Source organism: Streptomyces flaveolus, from assembly GCF_044765825.1.
Lineage (GTDB): Bacteria > Actinomycetota > Actinomycetes > Streptomycetales > Streptomycetaceae > Streptomyces > Streptomyces flaveolus.
The window spans coordinates 113,531-128,365 of sequence record NZ_JBIWKU010000006.1 but is presented as its reverse complement, the minus strand read 5'-3'; the positions used below and the strand labels follow the sequence as shown (position 1 = coordinate 128,365).

Below are 14,835 nucleotides of genomic sequence, written 5' to 3'. Positions count from 1 at the left end.
GGCCCTATGTCCGTTTTGGATCACGTGAGAGATAGGTCTCAGAAGCCGTGATCGTCTTTGAAAAACCACGGAGCGCGTGTCTACGGTCGTGACCGCTCGCCACCGCGGGCCCCGACCGCCGCAACGCCGAATCCTGCCAGTGGCGGTACGGGAACAGTCGTCGCGTCAAGCGCCGCAGGCAGGAGCGGGGGACCCAAGGTAAGTGCCGCACCGGGCAGCGATCCGGAGCGGCTAGGGGTGAAGCCGAGTCCCGCAAGGGACCCGGCCGGGCAACTCAACCGGCCCGAACCCGACAGCTCACCTCGCAGGCGTCGGTGAGGGGATCAACCATGCTGTTTTCCGGCAAGGGCAAGCACCGTCGTCCGTCCAAGGCCACCCGTGTCATCGCCGTCGCCGGCGTCACCGGTGCCGCCGTCGCCGCCCCGCTGATGGCGGCCGGCAACGCCTCCGCCGCCACCGCGTCCGAGTGGGACACCGTCGCCCAGTGCGAGTCCGGCGGCAACTGGTCCATCAACACCGGCAACGGCTACTACGGCGGTCTGCAGTTCTCGGCCTCCACCTGGGCCGCCTACGGCGGTACGCAGTACGCCTCGACCGCCGACCAGGCGAGCAAGACGCAGCAGATCGCGGTCGCCGAGAAGGTGCTCGCGAGCCAGGGCAAGGGTGCCTGGCCGGTCTGCGGCACCGGCCTGTCGAGCGCCGCGTACGGCGGCGGCTCCACCGAGAGCCAGGACAGCGGTTCCTCGCAGTCCTCCGGCAGCTCCGAGAGCTCGCAGAGCCAGAGCAGCGGTTCCACGGCCGAGCGCTCCACCGAGCAGAAGGCCTCCCGCTCCTCCGAGCGTCCGGCCGCCAAGGCCGAGACGAAGGCCGAGAAGAAGACCGTCACCACGCCGACCGGCAAGAAGGTCGAGAAGGGCGACGGCGAGTACAAGGTCGTCAAGGGCGACACGCTCAGCTCGATCGCCACGGAGCACCACGTCCAGGGCGGCTGGGCGAAGCTGTTCAAGCTGAACGACGACATCGTCGACGACGCCGACCTGATCTACCCGGGCCAGCAGCTGCACCTCAAGTAAGCGGCGGCCCGCCCTGCTCCCGCCCCGGTGCGTGTTCCCCCGTACGCACCGGGGCGGGCTTTTTTGCGCCCCGGTGGCCGGGGGAGGCCGCCGGGTTTCCGCGAACGGTCTTTGTTCCGTTCGGAAACAATTTACTCTCGGTTCTGTCCATCGGGTGGGCGACCGGCTGGCCGATCGCCCGGAGCCGGTTAGGCTCGTCCCGCAGAGCCGCTGCGGTCCTCGCGGACCCGCGTCACACCGAAGCGTCACATTGAAGAAGGAGATGCTCGTGCCGTCCATCGACGTCGTCGTAGCCCGGGAAATCCTGGACTCCCGAGGCAACCCCACGGTCGAGGTCGAGGTCGGCCTCGACGACGGCAGCACGGGGCGTGCCGCCGTTCCGTCCGGCGCCTCCACCGGTGCCTTCGAGGCCATCGAGCTCCGTGACGGCGACCCCAACCGCTACCAGGGCAAGGGTGTCGAGAAGGCCGTCCTCGCCGTCATCGAGCAGATCGGCCCGGAGCTGGTCGGCTACGACGCCACCGAGCAGCGTCTGATCGACCAGGCCATGTTCGACCTGGACGCCACCGACAACAAGGGCTCGCTGGGCGCCAACGCCATCCTCGGCGTCTCCCTCGCCGTGGCCCACGCCGCCTCCGAGGCCAGCGACCTGCCGCTGTTCCGCTACCTGGGCGGCCCGAACGCGCACCTGCTGCCGGTGCCGATGATGAACATCCTGAACGGCGGCTCGCACGCCGACTCCAACGTGGACATCCAGGAGTTCATGATCGCCCCGATCGGCGCGGAGTCCTTCTCCGAGGCGCTGCGCTGGGGCACCGAGGTGTACCACACCCTCAAGAAGGTGCTGAAGGGCAAGGGCCTGGCCACCGGCCTCGGCGACGAGGGCGGCTTCGCCCCGAACCTCGGCTCCAACCGCGAGGCCCTCGACCTCATCCTCGAGGCCATCAAGGAGGCCGGCTACACCCCGGGCGAGCAGATCGCGCTCGCGCTGGACGTCGCCGCGTCCGAGTTCTACAAGGACGGCTCCTACACCTTCGAGGGCAAGGAGCGCTCGGCCGCCGAGATGACCGAGTACTACGCCGAGCTGGTCGAGGCGTACCCGCTGGTCTCCATCGAGGACCCGCTGTTCGAGGACGACTGGGAGGGCTGGAAGACCATCACCGACAAGCTCGGTGACAAGGTCCAGCTCGTCGGTGACGACCTGTTCGTCACCAACCCGGAGCGCCTGGCCCGCGGCATCGAGGAGGGCGCCGCCAACGCCCTGCTGGTCAAGGTCAACCAGATCGGTTCGCTGACCGAGACCCTGGACGCCGTGGAGCTGGCCCAGCGCAACGGCTTCAAGTGCATGATGTCCCACCGCTCCGGCGAGACCGAGGACGTCACCATCGCCGACCTGGCCGTCGCCACCAACTGCGGCCAGATCAAGACCGGCGCCCCGGCCCGCTCCGAGCGCGTCGCCAAGTACAACCAGCTGCTGCGCATCGAGGAGATCCTCGACGACGCCGCGGTGTACGCCGGCCGCAGCGCGTTCCCGCGCTTCAAGGGCTGACCCGCCCCTGTAAGAGGCAGCGTCGTACGTACGTCCCCGTACCCGGTCCCGTACCGTGTGCGGGGACGTACGCGCGTGCACGGGAGGCGGAGACCAGATGGCCGTGAAGGACCGGGACCGTTTCTCCACCGCGACCAGGATCCGGATCATCGGGGAACAGACCGCGGCCCGGGTCTACCGTTCGCAGACCAAGCGGCAGGCCCGCCGTTCCCGTCTGACGGGCCGGGCGGCGCTGCTCGCGATGGTGCTGTGCTCGCTCGTCGTGGCGCTCGCCTACCCGATACGGCAGTACGTCGCCCAGCGTGCGGAGATCGCCGACCTGCGCGAGGAGCAGGCGCGGACCCGCCAGCGGGTCGAGGACCTGCGCGACCTCAAGGCACGCTGGCAGGACGACGCGTACGCCGAGCAGCAGATCCGCCTGCGGCTGCACTACGTGATGCCGGGGGAGACGGGGTTCGTCGTCGTCGACCCGCACGCGGCTGAGCAGGCGCGCACCGACGTCGGGGCGGCCGACCGTCCCTGGTACCGGAACGTGTGGGACGGGGTCGACAAGGCCGACGCCGCCGCCCACCGGCAGTGACTCAACAGGAAGACCAGCAGAAGACAGTCATGCAGACTCCCCCGCCGACCACCCCGCGCACCGAGCCCACCGACGCGGACGTGGAGGCCTTCAAGCAGCAGCTCGGGCGTCCCCCGCGCGGCCTGCGCGCCATCGCGCACCGCTGCCCGTGCGGACAGCCGGACGTCGTGGAGACGGCGCCGCGGCTGCCCGACGGCACGCCGTTCCCCACGCTGTACTACCTGACATGCCCGAAGGCGGCCTCCGCGATCGGCACGCTGGAGGCGAACGGCGTGATGAAGGAGATGACCGAGCGGCTGGCCGCCGACCCGGAGCTGGCCGGCGCCTACCGGGCGGCGCACGAGGACTACATCCGGCGGCGCGACGAGATCGAGGAGCTGACCGGCTTCCCGAGCGCGGGCGGCATGCCGGACCGGGTGAAGTGCCTGCACGTGCTGGTCGCCCACTCGCTGGCGGCCGGTCCCGGCGTCAACCCGCTGGGCGACGAGGCGATCGCGATGCTGCCCGAGTGGTGGCGCAAGGGGCCGTGCGTGACGGTCTCCGAGACCTGTGGGGAGGACGGCAAGTGACCCGTGTCGCCGCCATCGACTGCGGTACGAACTCCATCCGGCTCCTGGTGGCCGACGCGGACCCGGAGACGGGTGAGCTGACCGACCTGGACCGGCGCATGACCATCGTGCGGCTCGGGCAGGGCGTCGACCGCACCGGGCGGCTGGCGCCCGAGGCGCTGGAGCGGACGTTCGCCGCCTGCCGCGAGTACGCCGGGATCATCAAGGAGCACGGCGCCGAGCGGCTGCGCTTCGTGGCGACCTCCGCCTCCCGGGACGCGGAGAACCGGGACGAGTTCGTGCAGGGGGTGCTGGACATCCTCGGCGTGGAGCCGGAGGTCATCTCCGGCGACCAGGAGGCCGAGTTCTCCTTCACGGGCGCGACGAAGGAGCTGACCGGCCGCGCGGACCTCGACAGGCCCTACCTGGTCGTGGACATCGGCGGCGGCTCGACCGAGTTCGTGGTCGGCGACGACCACGTGCGGGCCGCCCGCTCCGTGGACGTCGGCTGCGTCCGGATGACGGAGCGGCACCTGGTCCGCGACGGCGCGGTGACCGACCCGCCGGCCGAGGACCAGATCGCGGCCATACGGGCCGACGTCGAGGCGGCCCTGGACCTCGCCGAGCGGTCCGTGCCGCTGCGCGAGGCGCGCACGCTGGTCGGTCTGGCCGGCTCCGTGACGACGGTGTCGGCGATCGCGCAGGAGCTGCCGGAGTACGACTCGGCCGCCATCCACCACTCCCGGGTCTCCCGCGACCGGGTCCGCGAGATCACCGACTGGCTGCTGCGCTCCACCCACGCCGAACGCGCCGCCGTGCCCTCGATGCACCCGGGCCGGGTCGACGTGATCGCGGCCGGGGCGCTGGTGCTCCTGTCGATCATGGAGCGGACGGGCGCGGAGGAGGTCGTCGTGAGCGAGCACGACATCCTCGACGGCATCGCGTGGTCGGTGGCGTAGGGGTCTCCGGTGGCTCTCTGAGCAGGCCGGACAACGTTTGAGCGCGCCCGGGGGCCCCGCGAGGGGCCCCCGGCGACATCTCGTCGGCAAACTTCGTGAAGTTCTTCACAAGGAATTCGGCCCCGTCGGACGACGAAAGACCGTCGGTTGACCCTTTTGGGGGTTCAACTGCCCTTTGAACGTGTTCAGGACGGTGTCCGGACGGGGCCCCGGAGAGGGCCCGACGGGGGCCGGCCCACCGCCCTCGAAGGCGCGGAGCGGCAGCTCACGCGGCATTGACAACGGGATGCACTACACGCTGGTTCCTTCTCCCGCCATGATCTCCGTCACGTGAGCGGCGGATAGTAGCACAGCGTCCACCGAAGCTTGTGAAGGGGCGCACGAACCACCCCCCTCGGACGGGTGGATACTCGATGCCATGAGCACCACGGAGCGTCCCAGGATCCTCGTAGTAGGCGGTGGGTACGTAGGCCTGTACGCAGCTCGACGCATCCAGAAGAAGATGCGTTACGGCGAGGCGACCGTCACCGTCGTCGACCCGCGGTCGTACATGACCTACCAGCCCTTCCTCCCCGAAGCCGCCGCCGGCAACATCTCCCCGCGGCACGTCGTCGTCCCTCTGCGACGCGTGCTTCCGAAGGCGGAGGTCCTCACCGGCCGGGTCACCACCATCGATCAGGACCGCAAGGTCGCCACGATCGCCCCGCTGGTCGGCGAGGCGTACGAGCTGCCCTTCGACTACCTGGTCATCGCCATGGGCGCGGTCTCCCGCACCTTCCCGATCCCCGGCCTCGCCGAGCAGGGCATCGGTATGAAGGGCATCGAGGAGTCCATCGGTCTGCGCAACCACGTCCTGGAGCAGCTCGACAAGGCCGACTCCACCACCGACGAGGAGATCCGCCGCAAGGCGCTCACCTTCGTCTTCGTCGGCGGCGGGTTCGCCGGCGCGGAGACCATCGGTGAGGTCGAGGACATGGCCCGCGACGCGGCCAAGTACTACAAGAACGTGTCCCGCGAGGACATGCGCTTCATCCTCGTCGACGCCGCCGACAAGATCCTTCCCGAGGTCGGCCCGAAGCTGGGCGCCTACGGCAAGGAGCACCTGGAGAGCCGCGGTGTGGAGATCTACCTCTCCACCTCGATGGACTCCTGCGTCGACGGTCACGTGGTGCTGAAGAACGGCCTCGAGGTCGACTCCAACACCATCGTGTGGACGGCCGGCGTCAAGCCGAACCCGGCCCTGTCCCGCTTCGGCCTGCCGCTGGGTCCCCGTGGTCACGTCGACTGCCAGCCGACCCTCCAGGTCACGGGCACGGACTACATCTGGGCCGCGGGCGACAACGCCCAGGTGCCGGACCTCGTCGGCCGCAAGGCGGGCAACGAGAACGCCTGGTGCCCGCCGAACGCCCAGCACGCGCTGCGCCAGGCCAAGGTCCTCGGCGACAACGTGGTCTCCGGCATGCGGGGCTTCCCGCAGAAGGAGTACAGCCACGCCAACAAGGGCGCGGTGGCGGGCCTCGGCCTCCACAAGGGCGTCGCGATGATCGTCATGGGCAAGATGAAGATCAAGCTCAAGGGACGTCTCGCCTGGTACATGCACCGCGGATACCACGGTCTCGCGATGCCGACCTGGAACCGCAAGATCCGTGTCCTCGCGGACTGGACGCTCGGCATGTTCCTCAAGCGCGAGGTCGTCTCCCTCGGCGCGATCGAGACCCCGCGCGAGGAGTTCTACGAGGCCGCCAAGCCGGCCCCGGCCGCGCCGAAGGCCAGCGAGAAGCCGGCGGAGAAGACCGAGGCCAAGGCCTCCTGACCCCCGGTCACCCGCAACCGTAGTACCGGCAACACCCCGAAGGGGCCACCCGCCATCCGTGGTGCGGGCGGCCCCTTCGGCGTGTCCGGGCCGTCGTCCCCGGTCGTTGCGCCGACAGGGCGACAGAAACGTGCCGTGTACACGTATTTTGCTCAGTCGTAACGCGTGCCGGGGACTGTACGTGGGGGTCCCAGGTGTTTACGTGGTGTCAGGACATTCCGGGATCGCTTGTCACGGAGGTACGCCATGGCTGATGCCGCGCTGCGGCTGCAGAACCTCTTCGAACAGTTGCTGGGAGTACCGCTTCCGGTGCGCGTTCGTGCCTGGGACGGTTCGCAGGCGGGGCCGCCCGGTGCGCCGACGCTCGTCGTCCGGCACCGCAGGGCACTGCGCCGGCTGCTGTTCAAGCCGGGCGAGCTGGGGCTGGCCCGGGCCTGGGTGGCCGGGGACCTCGACATCGAGGGGGACCTCTACGCCACCCTCGACCTGCTCGCCGGGCTCATCTGGGAACGCGGCGAGGACGCCCGGGGGCTCGCCGCCGCCCTCCGTGACCCCGAGGTGCGGGCCGCCGTACGGGGGCTCGTGAAGCTCGCCGGTCCGCCGCTGCCGCCCGCGCCGCCGCCGGAGGAGATCCGCAGAGCCCGCGGCCACCTCCACACCAAGCGCAGCGACCGGCGGGCCATCAGCCACCACTACGACGTCGGCAACGACTTCTACGAACTCGTCCTCGGCCCGTCCATGGTGTACTCCTGCGCCTACTGGCCCGCCCCCGAGGCCGAGGGCGGCACCCTGGAGACCGCCCAGCGCGACAAGCTCGAACTCGTCAGCCGGAAGCTCGGCCTGAAGCCCGGCCAGCGCCTGCTCGACGTCGGCTGCGGCTGGGGCTCCATGGCCATCCACGCGGCCCGCGAGCACGGCGTGAGCGTCGTCGGTGTCACGCTGTCGCAGGAGCAGGCCGCCTACGCGCGCAAGCGGGTCGCCGACGAGGGGCTCACCGACCGGGTGGAGATCCGCGTCCAGGACTACCGCGACGTCGCCGACGGACCGTACGACGCGATCTCGTCGATCGGCATGGCCGAGCACGTCGGCGCCGAGCGGTACCTGGAGTACGCCGTCGACCTGCACCGGCTCCTCAAGCCCGGCGGGCGGCTGCTGAACCACCAGATCGCCCGCCGCCCCCAGCAGGACGAGTCCGCCTACAACGTGGACGAGTTCATCGACGCGTACGTCTTCCCCGACGGCGAGCTGGCCCCCGTCGGCACCACCGTCACCCAGCTGGAGCGCGCCGGGTTCGAGGTGCGCGACGTGGAGTCGATCCGCGAGCACTACGCGCTGACCCTGCGCCGCTGGGTGACCAACCTGGAGTCCGGGTGGGAGGCGGCCACCCGGCTCGTCAGCCCCGGCCGGGCCCGCGTCTGGCGCCTGTACATGGCCGCCTCCGCGCTCGCCTTCGAGCACAACCGCATCGGCGTCAACCAGGTCCTGGCCGTCAAGACCCCCGAGTCGGGCGCCTCCGGGATGCCGTTGCGGACCCGCGTGTGGGGCGCGCCCGGCCGCGCCTGATCCGGACACGACCCGAAGGGCCGGGCCCCCGCACGGGGAGTCCGGCCCTCCTTTGCCGCGGCGCGGCGAGGTCACTCGGTCTTGATCGCGTTCAGCATGTTCAGCCGTGCGGCGTTGCGGGCCGGCCACATCGCGGCCAGGACGCCCACCAGACCGGCCAGCACCAGGAAGATTCCGATCCGGTCCCAGGGCAGGACCAGCGCGTACCCCGGGATCTGGTCCGCGATCGTCTCGCCGATCGCCCAGCCGAGGAACGTGCCGAGACCGATGCCGACCACGGCGCCGAACACCGAGATGACGACGGCCTCCAGCCGGACCATCCGCTTGACCCGGCGCCGGTCCAGACCGATCGCGCGCAGCATGCCGATCTCCTGCTGCCGTTCGAATACGGACATCGCGAGGGTGTTGACGACGCCCAGCACCGCGATGATCAGGGCCATCGCCAGCAGGCCGTACATGACGTTCAGCAGGGTGTTGATGGCGCCGCCGAACTCGTCGCGGATGTCCTGCCGGTCCATCACGGTGATCGCGGGGTTGTCGCCGAGCGCGTCGACGAGGGCGTCCTCGTTCGACGCCGACTGGCCGCCGTCGACCTTCACGAAGATCTGCCGGATGGACGGCTTCGCCTCGTGCCGGTCCACGACCTTCCGGTCCACGAGGACGGGGGAGAGGAACTCGCTGTCCTTGTAGACGGCGCCGACCGTCAGTGTGGCCTTCTCGTCGTCGTCGAAGGTGACGGGGACGGTGTCGCCGGTCTTCCAGCCCCTGCTCTCGGCCGTCTTCTCGGCGACCGCGATCCGGCCCTCGGCGAGCGAGCCCGCGCTGCCGCTGACGACGTCGACGTTCAGGACCTTCTCGATGGCGCCCGGGGTGACCGCCGAGGCGGACACGTAGTCGCCGTCGACCCGGAAGTAGGCGTCCTGCTGCGGCGAGACCGCGGACACGCCCTTGGCCTTCTCCAGCGCCGTCAGGGCGGAGCGGTCGAGGTCGCCGCCGTTGGCCATCGAGACCATGTAGTCGGCCTTGATGTTGTCCGTGGTCATCTTGTCGATGGCCGTGCCGACCGTGATGCCGAGCACCGACAGGCCGGTCACCAGCGTCAGCCCGATCGCCAGCGCCGAGGCGGTGGCGCCGGTGCGGCGCGGATTGCGGACCGCGTTCTGGCCGGCCAGCTTGCCCGCCACCCCGAAGGGGCCGACGAGCAGCGGACGGACGAGCGCGATCACGGGCCGGGACAGCAGCGGGATCAGGACGATCACGCCGATCAGCGCGAGGAACGCGCCCGCCCCGATGTACATCCGGCCGTCGTCGCCGCCGGTCGAGGCACCCGCCACGATCAATGCCGCGCCGAGGGCGGTGACGGCCGCACCGATGGAATTGCGCACCACCAGCGACTTGGTGGTGGCCACCGCGTGGACGCTGTTCATGGCCGCCACCGGCGGGATCTTCGCGGCCCGGCGGCCGGGCAGCCAGGCGGCGAACACCGTGATCAGCACGCCCACCGCGAACGCCGCGACCACCGGCGTGGCGGACAGGACCAGCGGACCGCCCGGCATCTTCATGTCGAACGCGGCCATGCCGGAACGCAGTCCGACGGCCAGACCGATGCCGAGGAGGAAGCCGACGGCCGAGGCGACCAGACCCACCAGCGCGGCCTCGGCGAGCACCGAGCGGGTGATCTGCCGGCGGGACGCGCCGACGGCGCGCATCAGGGCGATCTCCTTGGTGCGCTGGGCGACCAGCATCGTGAACGTGTTGGAGATCAGGAAGATGCCGACGAAGAGCGCGATGCCGGCGAAGCCGAGGAGGACCTGCTTGAGGTTGCCCAGGCCCTGTTCGATCTGCTCGGCCTGCTCGTCCGCGAGCGCCTGGCCGGTTCGGGCCTCGGCGGTGTCCGGGAGCAGCGGCTCGACCGCGCCGAGGATCTTCGTGTCGCTCGCGCCGGGGGCGGCGGTGACGGTGACGCTCTCGAAGTAGCCCGGCGCGAGGTACTGCTTCTGGGCGACGGCCGTGTCGAAGAGGACCAGGCTGCCGCCGGCGTTGACGGCGCCGTCCTCGGTGGTGAACACACCGCTGAGGGTGTACTCCTTCACCGGGCCGTTGGTCGCGACGCGCACCCGGTCACCGACCTCGTACTCGCCCTTGGCGGCGGACTCCTCGTCCAGGGCGATCTGGTCGTCCTTCACCGGGCCGGAGCCGTCGGTGAACGTGTAGGCGGTGTCCTTGCCGTCCTTGCCGGGGGCGAAGTTCGAGCCCTTGTTGGACCAGCCGACGCCGATGAGCTTCCCGTCGGGGTCGGCGACGCCGGCGAAGCCCTCGACGCGGCCGTACACGCCGGCGACGCCCTCCACGGCGGAGATCCGGTCGAGGACCTTGCCGGAGAGGCCGGGCTCCTCCTTGGGGTTGTCCGGGTCGGCGTGCGAGGTGACGGCGACGGCGACGTCGTCGTAGCTCTTCGCCGACTGGTTGCGGAAGGCGTTGGAGAGGGTGTCGGCGAAGACCAGGGTGCCGGACACGAACGCCACGCCGAGCATCACGGCGAGCACGGTCATCAACAGCCTGGCCTTGTGCGCGAAGACGTTGCGCAAGGCGGTACGGAACATGGGTCTACTTCGTCCAGACGTACGGGGTGGAAGGTGGGCGGAGCGTCAGCTGGTGCGGCCCTTGGCGTCGAACCGCTTCATGCGGTCCAGCACCTTGTCGGCCGTCGGCCCGTACACCTCGTCGACGATGCGTCCGTCCGCGAGGAAGACCACCCGGTCCGCGTAGGCGGCGGCCACCGGGTCGTGGGTGACCATCACGACCGTCTGTCCCAGTTCCCGCACGGAGTTGCGCAGGAAGCCCAGCACCTCGGCGCCCGAGCGGGAGTCGAGGTTTCCGGTCGGCTCGTCACCGAAGATGATCTCGGGCCGGGACGCCAGCGCCCGGGCCACGGCGACGCGCTGCTGCTGGCCGCCGGAGAGCTGGGAGGGACGGTGGCCGAGCCGGCCGGACAGGCCGACCATCTCGATCACGGAGTCCAGCCACTGCTTGTCCGGCTTGCGGCCCGCGATGTCCATCGGGAGGGTGATGTTCTCCAGCGCGGTGAGCGTGGGCAGCAGGTTGAACGCCTGGAAGATGAAGCCGATCTTGTCCCGGCGCAGCTTGGTCAGCTGCTTGTCCTTCAGCGAGCCGAGTTCGGTGTCGCCGATGCGCACCGAACCGGAGGAGAAGGTGTCCAGCCCGGCGACGCAGTGCATCAGCGTGGACTTGCCGGAGCCGGAGGGGCCCATGATCGCGGTGAACTCGGCCTGCCGGAAGTCGACGGAGACCCGGTCGAGGGCGACCACCTGGGTCTCGCCCTGGCCGTAGATCTTGGAAAGCTCCGTGGCGCGCGCGGCCACGGTGGTGGACCGGTCGGCGATGGGTGCGGTGGTCACGGGAAGGGTGCTCCTGTCGGTACGGCGGTGTGCTCGGGGACGTCATCCATCGTCCCGGCCGCGGGGTGCCGTGTAGTCAGCCGCTGTTCCGGTTTCGGGGGGCGACTGTGGTCGGACGGCCGCGGCCGGTGTCATACCTGCGGATGACGGGCGACCCCGACGGGCACCCCGGAGGCGCCCGTGACGGGCCCGTTGCGGCACGCGGGCGCGAGAACAGGTCGGGCGTCCTTGTCGAGACGGTGAAATCCCGTCATTCCGCATGCGTGGCCGACCGTCGCGGGCAAGGCTGTTGGCAAGTGCGGATGGCCTGCCCACGGAGCTGATGCACCCTCAGGCGCCAATAAAATAAGACAACATCGGTCCGCCCGCCCGCTGGCGCAGGGGCGTGTCCCGATAGGGTCGAGGCACTCGACGCGGTGCCCATGGCCTGCCCGGATGGTGGAATGCAGACACGGCGAGCTTAAACCTCGCTGCCCCTTCGCGGGCGTGCCGGTTCAAGTCCGGCTCCGGGCACTCACCGCGCTCCCGCGTCCGGCCTCGGCGACGAGGCCGTGGACGCGACGACTGCCCCGCGCGGCCGAAGTCCGGCGGGAGCACGCGGCGTCACACGCCGCCCTCACATGTCGCCGTCACCCGTCACCGGTCACCTGAGCCGGCCGGGCAGACCGCGGGTTCCCCTGTGCGGTGCCGGGCTCCCGGATGCCGGCCCGCCCTGCTGCCCGCCACCCGGCTCGTCCGGCAGGCACTGCAGCAACCTGACCACCCCCTGCACCAACATGTCACCGATCTCTGTGGAGTGTGACCGGCAACGCTGAGAAAGTCTTCGTGAGAGGGAAATCGAGGGGGAACAGTGAAGAGGAATTTCCATTCGCTCGTCGCCGGCTCCATGGCCCGCGTGGGTGTGGTCGCCGGTACCGCCCTGCTGATCGGCGGATCGCCCATGGCGGTCGGCAGCGCCTTCGCCGAGGACCGGGAACCGGTCGTCCCGCATTCCGCGGAGATGAACGGCGAGCGGATTCCCGGGGAAATCCGGCAGATGATCGAGGATATTCGGGAGCACCTTCCCGAGCTCCCCGGCCCCATCACCGGAATACCCGGCCCCGTCAACGGCTGGCAGTGACCGGTCAGTCGGCTCTCCGAGGTCTGTGAGGGATTGTGGGCAACAACAGTGCGGCGACCTTCAAGCCGCGAGATCTGGACGAGGTGCCGTCGGTGGACGCGCTGCTCGTCGAACTGGGAACGGGACCGTTCGTCCGGGACTCCCTGACGGCACCGGTCGGGCGCAACGACTCCTGGGCGGGCACCACCGCCGGTGGGCGCAAGGTCTTCGTCAAGCACCTGATCGGCCCCGCTGCCGACGTCCGGGCGCGCATGCGGCGCCTGCTGTCCTTCGAGTCCTTCGCCGAGACCCTGCCCACGGCGGCGCTGCGCGGCCCGGCCTTCCTGGGCGCGGACGAGGAGGCGGCCCTGGTCGCCTACGACCTCGTCGAAGACGCGCGCAGCGGTGCGGAGCTGATGATCGACGAGAGCTTCGGGACCGGACTCGCCGAGCGAGTCGGGCGGGCCATCGGGCTGCTCCACGAGGCGCCGGCCAATGGCTCCCCCGCACTCGACGAGTCCCGGCCGCCCCATCCGCCGGAGGGGTTCCTGCGGGGGCTGCCGCTGCCGGTCTTCGAGTCGCTGAGCTTCGCCGAGCTCCAGGGCTGGCGGCTGATGCAGACCGACGAGAGCCTGGTCCGGGCCATCGGGGAGCTGCGTGCCAGGGAGCGGGAGGCGCCCCGCGTGCCGTCCCACTGCGACCTGCGGGTCGACCAGTTCCTGGTGCGGGACGACGACTTCCTGGTGACGGACTGGGAGGAGTTCAGGCTGGCGGACCCGGCCCGTGACGTCGGCGCCTTCGCCGGCGAGTGGCTGCACCGCTCGATTCTGGACATCGTCACCACCCGCGGCGACGCGGCTTTCCAGGACATCGAACTGACGCACGAGACCGTCCTCCATCGCGGCGCGGAGAAGATGCAGCGTCTGCTGCCCCTGGTGACCGCCTTCTGGCGCGGCTACCGGCAGGCGCGTCCCGCGGTGGACGGGCAACTGGCCACGAGGGCCACCGCGTACGCCGGATGGCACATGCTCGACCGGCTGATGGCGGGCGCGTCCCGGACGTCGAGGCTCTCCGGCATCGAGCGGGCGGCGGCGGGCATCGGCCGGGCCGCGCTCATCGACCCCGAGAGGTTCGTGACCACGCTCGGCTTCGCGGACTTCGCCGAAGAACACGAGGTGGCCGCATGATCCAGGCACCGGAACAGATCGTTCCCAGCACACTGCCCGCCCGACTGCGGGAAGCGCTCGCGCAGGTGACCGTCGCCGACGACGGCACCCGGGCACAGGTGGCCGACCGGGAGGTCACGGCGGACAGCCCGCGCGAGATGCGCCGGCTGCTGGCCGAGGCGCTGTACGACATCCTGCACGCGGGGCAGTTCGTGGAGAAGGGCCAGCTGTCCTTCCGGCTGAGGGACGAGGCCTTCGAACGCGTCCTCGGCGCGGCGGTGCCGCACGAGCGGAGCGTCGCCCGCGCCCGGCTCCACGTCCCTCCGCAGGACGACGGCCCCGACGCACGCGCCCTGGTCGAACGGGACGGTGTGCGGGTCTGGGTGCCGGCGGACGCCGTCCGCACGGACGCCGGACTCACGGCGGGGCAGGTCGTGACCCTCGACGTCCCCGCACGCCGGCCCGCTCTGTCGCCCGGGTTCTTCGTGGTGGACGGCTCGCTGCCGCGCAGCCCCCACCGGGAGGTGCTGCGCGTGTACGTCCACGTCACACGGTGGCAGGACGCCGCCGGGGTGTGGGCCCGCGCCCTCGGTCATCTGGAGGAGCGCGGGGTCGCGTACCGTTCGAAGATTCTGTCCGCCAAGGCGCTGTACCCCCGGCGCGACGCCCTGGTCGTGTACCTCGGACAGGAGTCGTGGCCGCAGGTGCCGGCCCTCGCCGCGGCGCTGTCGGGTACGCCCGGCGTCGGGAGCGAGACGTCCGTCTTCGCCGAGCCCGTGGCGCCCGGCGTCGCCGTCGCCCGGGAACCGGAGGACGACCGTCCCGGTATGTCCGGCCTGAGCTTCGGCCAGCACCGTGCCACCGCCCTGGCCCGCGCCCTGCTCGACGGCGCGGTTGGTGCGACCGCCGTGGAACGCGCCGTCGTGGCCCGCTTCACCGAGGCGGGCATCGACCCGGCCCGCCCGGCGCACAACAGCGCCCCCTCCGAACGTCCCGCAGTGCCGTCCGGCCTACGGGTTCCAGGTTCCGTGCCCGCCTGACCAGGCACGCACGGACGTCTACAAGG

General features: G+C 70.7%; 12 protein-coding genes, 1 tRNA gene and 1 riboswitch. Of the genes, 11 read left to right on the top strand and 2 right to left on the bottom strand.

Going from position 1 to position 14,835, the window contains the following annotated elements:
* The first annotated feature begins 160 nt into the window (after positions 1 to 160).
* Positions 161 to 326: riboswitch (cyclic di-AMP (ydaO/yuaA leader) on the top strand.
* Between the two features lie 3 nt (positions 327 to 329).
* The 7 genes from ACIRG6_RS19670 (at position 330) to ACIRG6_RS19640 (ending at position 8,085) form a co-directional block, all read left to right on the top strand.
* Entirely contained in the window at positions 330 to 1,073 is a 744-nt protein-coding gene (locus ACIRG6_RS19670; RefSeq protein WP_364818412.1) for a transglycosylase family protein, read from the top strand.
* A 268-nt stretch (positions 1,074 to 1,341) separates the two neighbouring features.
* Positions 1,342 to 2,622 (top strand): phosphopyruvate hydratase, encoded by a 1,281-nt coding sequence (eno, locus tag ACIRG6_RS19665; protein WP_239766108.1) that lies wholly within the window; start codon positions 1,342 to 1,344, stop codon positions 2,620 to 2,622.
* A 97-nt stretch (positions 2,623 to 2,719) separates the two neighbouring features.
* Entirely contained in the window at positions 2,720 to 3,202 is a 483-nt protein-coding gene (locus ACIRG6_RS19660) for an FtsB family cell division protein (protein WP_239766109.1), read from the top strand.
* Between the two features lie 29 nt (positions 3,203 to 3,231).
* The gene (locus ACIRG6_RS19655) at positions 3,232 to 3,771 is read left to right on the top strand and encodes a DUF501 domain-containing protein (protein WP_318213179.1); all 540 of its coding nucleotides are present in this window, start codon (positions 3,232 to 3,234) and stop codon (positions 3,769 to 3,771) included.
* Positions 3,768 to 4,709, top strand: a complete 942-nt coding sequence (locus ACIRG6_RS19650; RefSeq protein ID WP_403323772.1) for a Ppx/GppA phosphatase family protein — start codon at positions 3,768 to 3,770, stop codon at positions 4,707 to 4,709. The genes ACIRG6_RS19655 and ACIRG6_RS19650 overlap by 4 nt, the downstream gene beginning before the upstream one ends.
* 418 nt (positions 4,710 to 5,127) lie before the next feature.
* Positions 5,128 to 6,522 carry an NAD(P)/FAD-dependent oxidoreductase gene (locus tag ACIRG6_RS19645; protein ID WP_225637840.1) on the top strand — a complete coding sequence of 465 codons (1,395 nt, stop codon included), beginning with the start codon at positions 5,128 to 5,130 and terminating at the stop codon, positions 6,520 to 6,522.
* A 246-nt stretch (positions 6,523 to 6,768) separates the two neighbouring features.
* Entirely contained in the window at positions 6,769 to 8,085 is a 1,317-nt protein-coding gene (locus tag ACIRG6_RS19640) for a class I SAM-dependent methyltransferase (protein ID WP_403323770.1), read from the top strand.
* A gap of 71 nt (positions 8,086 to 8,156) precedes the next feature.
* On the opposite strand, the gene ACIRG6_RS19635 is transcribed toward ACIRG6_RS19640, so the two are convergent.
* Positions 8,157 to 10,688, bottom strand: a complete 2,532-nt coding sequence (locus ACIRG6_RS19635) for an ABC transporter permease (protein ID WP_365020795.1) — start codon at positions 10,686 to 10,688, stop codon at positions 8,157 to 8,159.
* Between the two features lie 45 nt (positions 10,689 to 10,733).
* Positions 10,734 to 11,504, bottom strand: a complete 771-nt coding sequence (locus tag ACIRG6_RS19630) for an ABC transporter ATP-binding protein (RefSeq protein WP_318213176.1) — start codon at positions 11,502 to 11,504, stop codon at positions 10,734 to 10,736.
* A gap of 429 nt (positions 11,505 to 11,933) precedes the next feature.
* On the opposite strand from ACIRG6_RS19630, the gene ACIRG6_RS19625 reads away from it, so the two are divergent.
* The 4 genes from ACIRG6_RS19625 to ACIRG6_RS19610 all read left to right on the top strand — a co-directional run bounded on the left by ACIRG6_RS19625 (position 11,934) and on the right by ACIRG6_RS19610 (position 14,809).
* Positions 11,934 to 12,017: transfer RNA gene (locus ACIRG6_RS19625), tRNA-Leu, on the top strand.
* 337 nt (positions 12,018 to 12,354) lie between these two features.
* Positions 12,355 to 12,624: a hypothetical protein gene (locus tag ACIRG6_RS19620; RefSeq protein ID WP_350717451.1), complete on the top strand. Its 270-nt coding sequence runs from the start codon at positions 12,355 to 12,357 to the stop codon at positions 12,622 to 12,624.
* A 35-nt stretch (positions 12,625 to 12,659) separates the two neighbouring features.
* Positions 12,660 to 13,790 carry a class V lanthionine synthetase subunit LxmK gene (gene lxmK / locus ACIRG6_RS19615; protein WP_403323766.1) on the top strand — a complete coding sequence of 377 codons (1,131 nt, stop codon included), beginning with the start codon at positions 12,660 to 12,662 and terminating at the stop codon, positions 13,788 to 13,790.
* Positions 13,787 to 14,809 (top strand): T3SS effector HopA1 family protein, encoded by a 1,023-nt coding sequence (locus ACIRG6_RS19610; RefSeq protein ID WP_364681112.1) that lies wholly within the window; start codon positions 13,787 to 13,789, stop codon positions 14,807 to 14,809. Before lxmK ends, ACIRG6_RS19610 begins: the two co-directional genes overlap by 4 nt.
* Positions 14,810 to 14,835: the final 26 nt, after the last annotated feature.

Excerpts from the sequence above, each read along its gene's own strand:
- ACIRG6_RS19645 (WP_225637840.1), top strand. The coding sequence starts at position 5,128 with ATGAGCACCACGGAGCGTCCCAGGATCCTCGTAGTAGGCGGTGGGTAC.
- ACIRG6_RS19640 (WP_403323770.1), top strand. The coding sequence starts at position 6,769 with ATGGCTGATGCCGCGCTGCGGCTGCAGAACCTCTTCGAACAGTTGCTG.
- ACIRG6_RS19610 (WP_364681112.1), top strand. The coding sequence starts at position 13,787 with ATGATCCAGGCACCGGAACAGATCGTTCCCAGCACACTGCCCGCCCGA.
- ACIRG6_RS19635 (WP_365020795.1), bottom strand. The coding sequence starts at position 10,688 with ATGTTCCGTACCGCCTTGCGCAACGTCTTCGCGCACAAGGCCAGGCTG.
- ACIRG6_RS19670 (WP_364818412.1), top strand. The coding sequence starts at position 330 with ATGCTGTTTTCCGGCAAGGGCAAGCACCGTCGTCCGTCCAAGGCCACC.
- ACIRG6_RS19660 (WP_239766109.1), top strand. The coding sequence starts at position 2,720 with ATGGCCGTGAAGGACCGGGACCGTTTCTCCACCGCGACCAGGATCCGG.
- ACIRG6_RS19655 (WP_318213179.1), top strand. The coding sequence starts at position 3,232 with ATGCAGACTCCCCCGCCGACCACCCCGCGCACCGAGCCCACCGACGCG.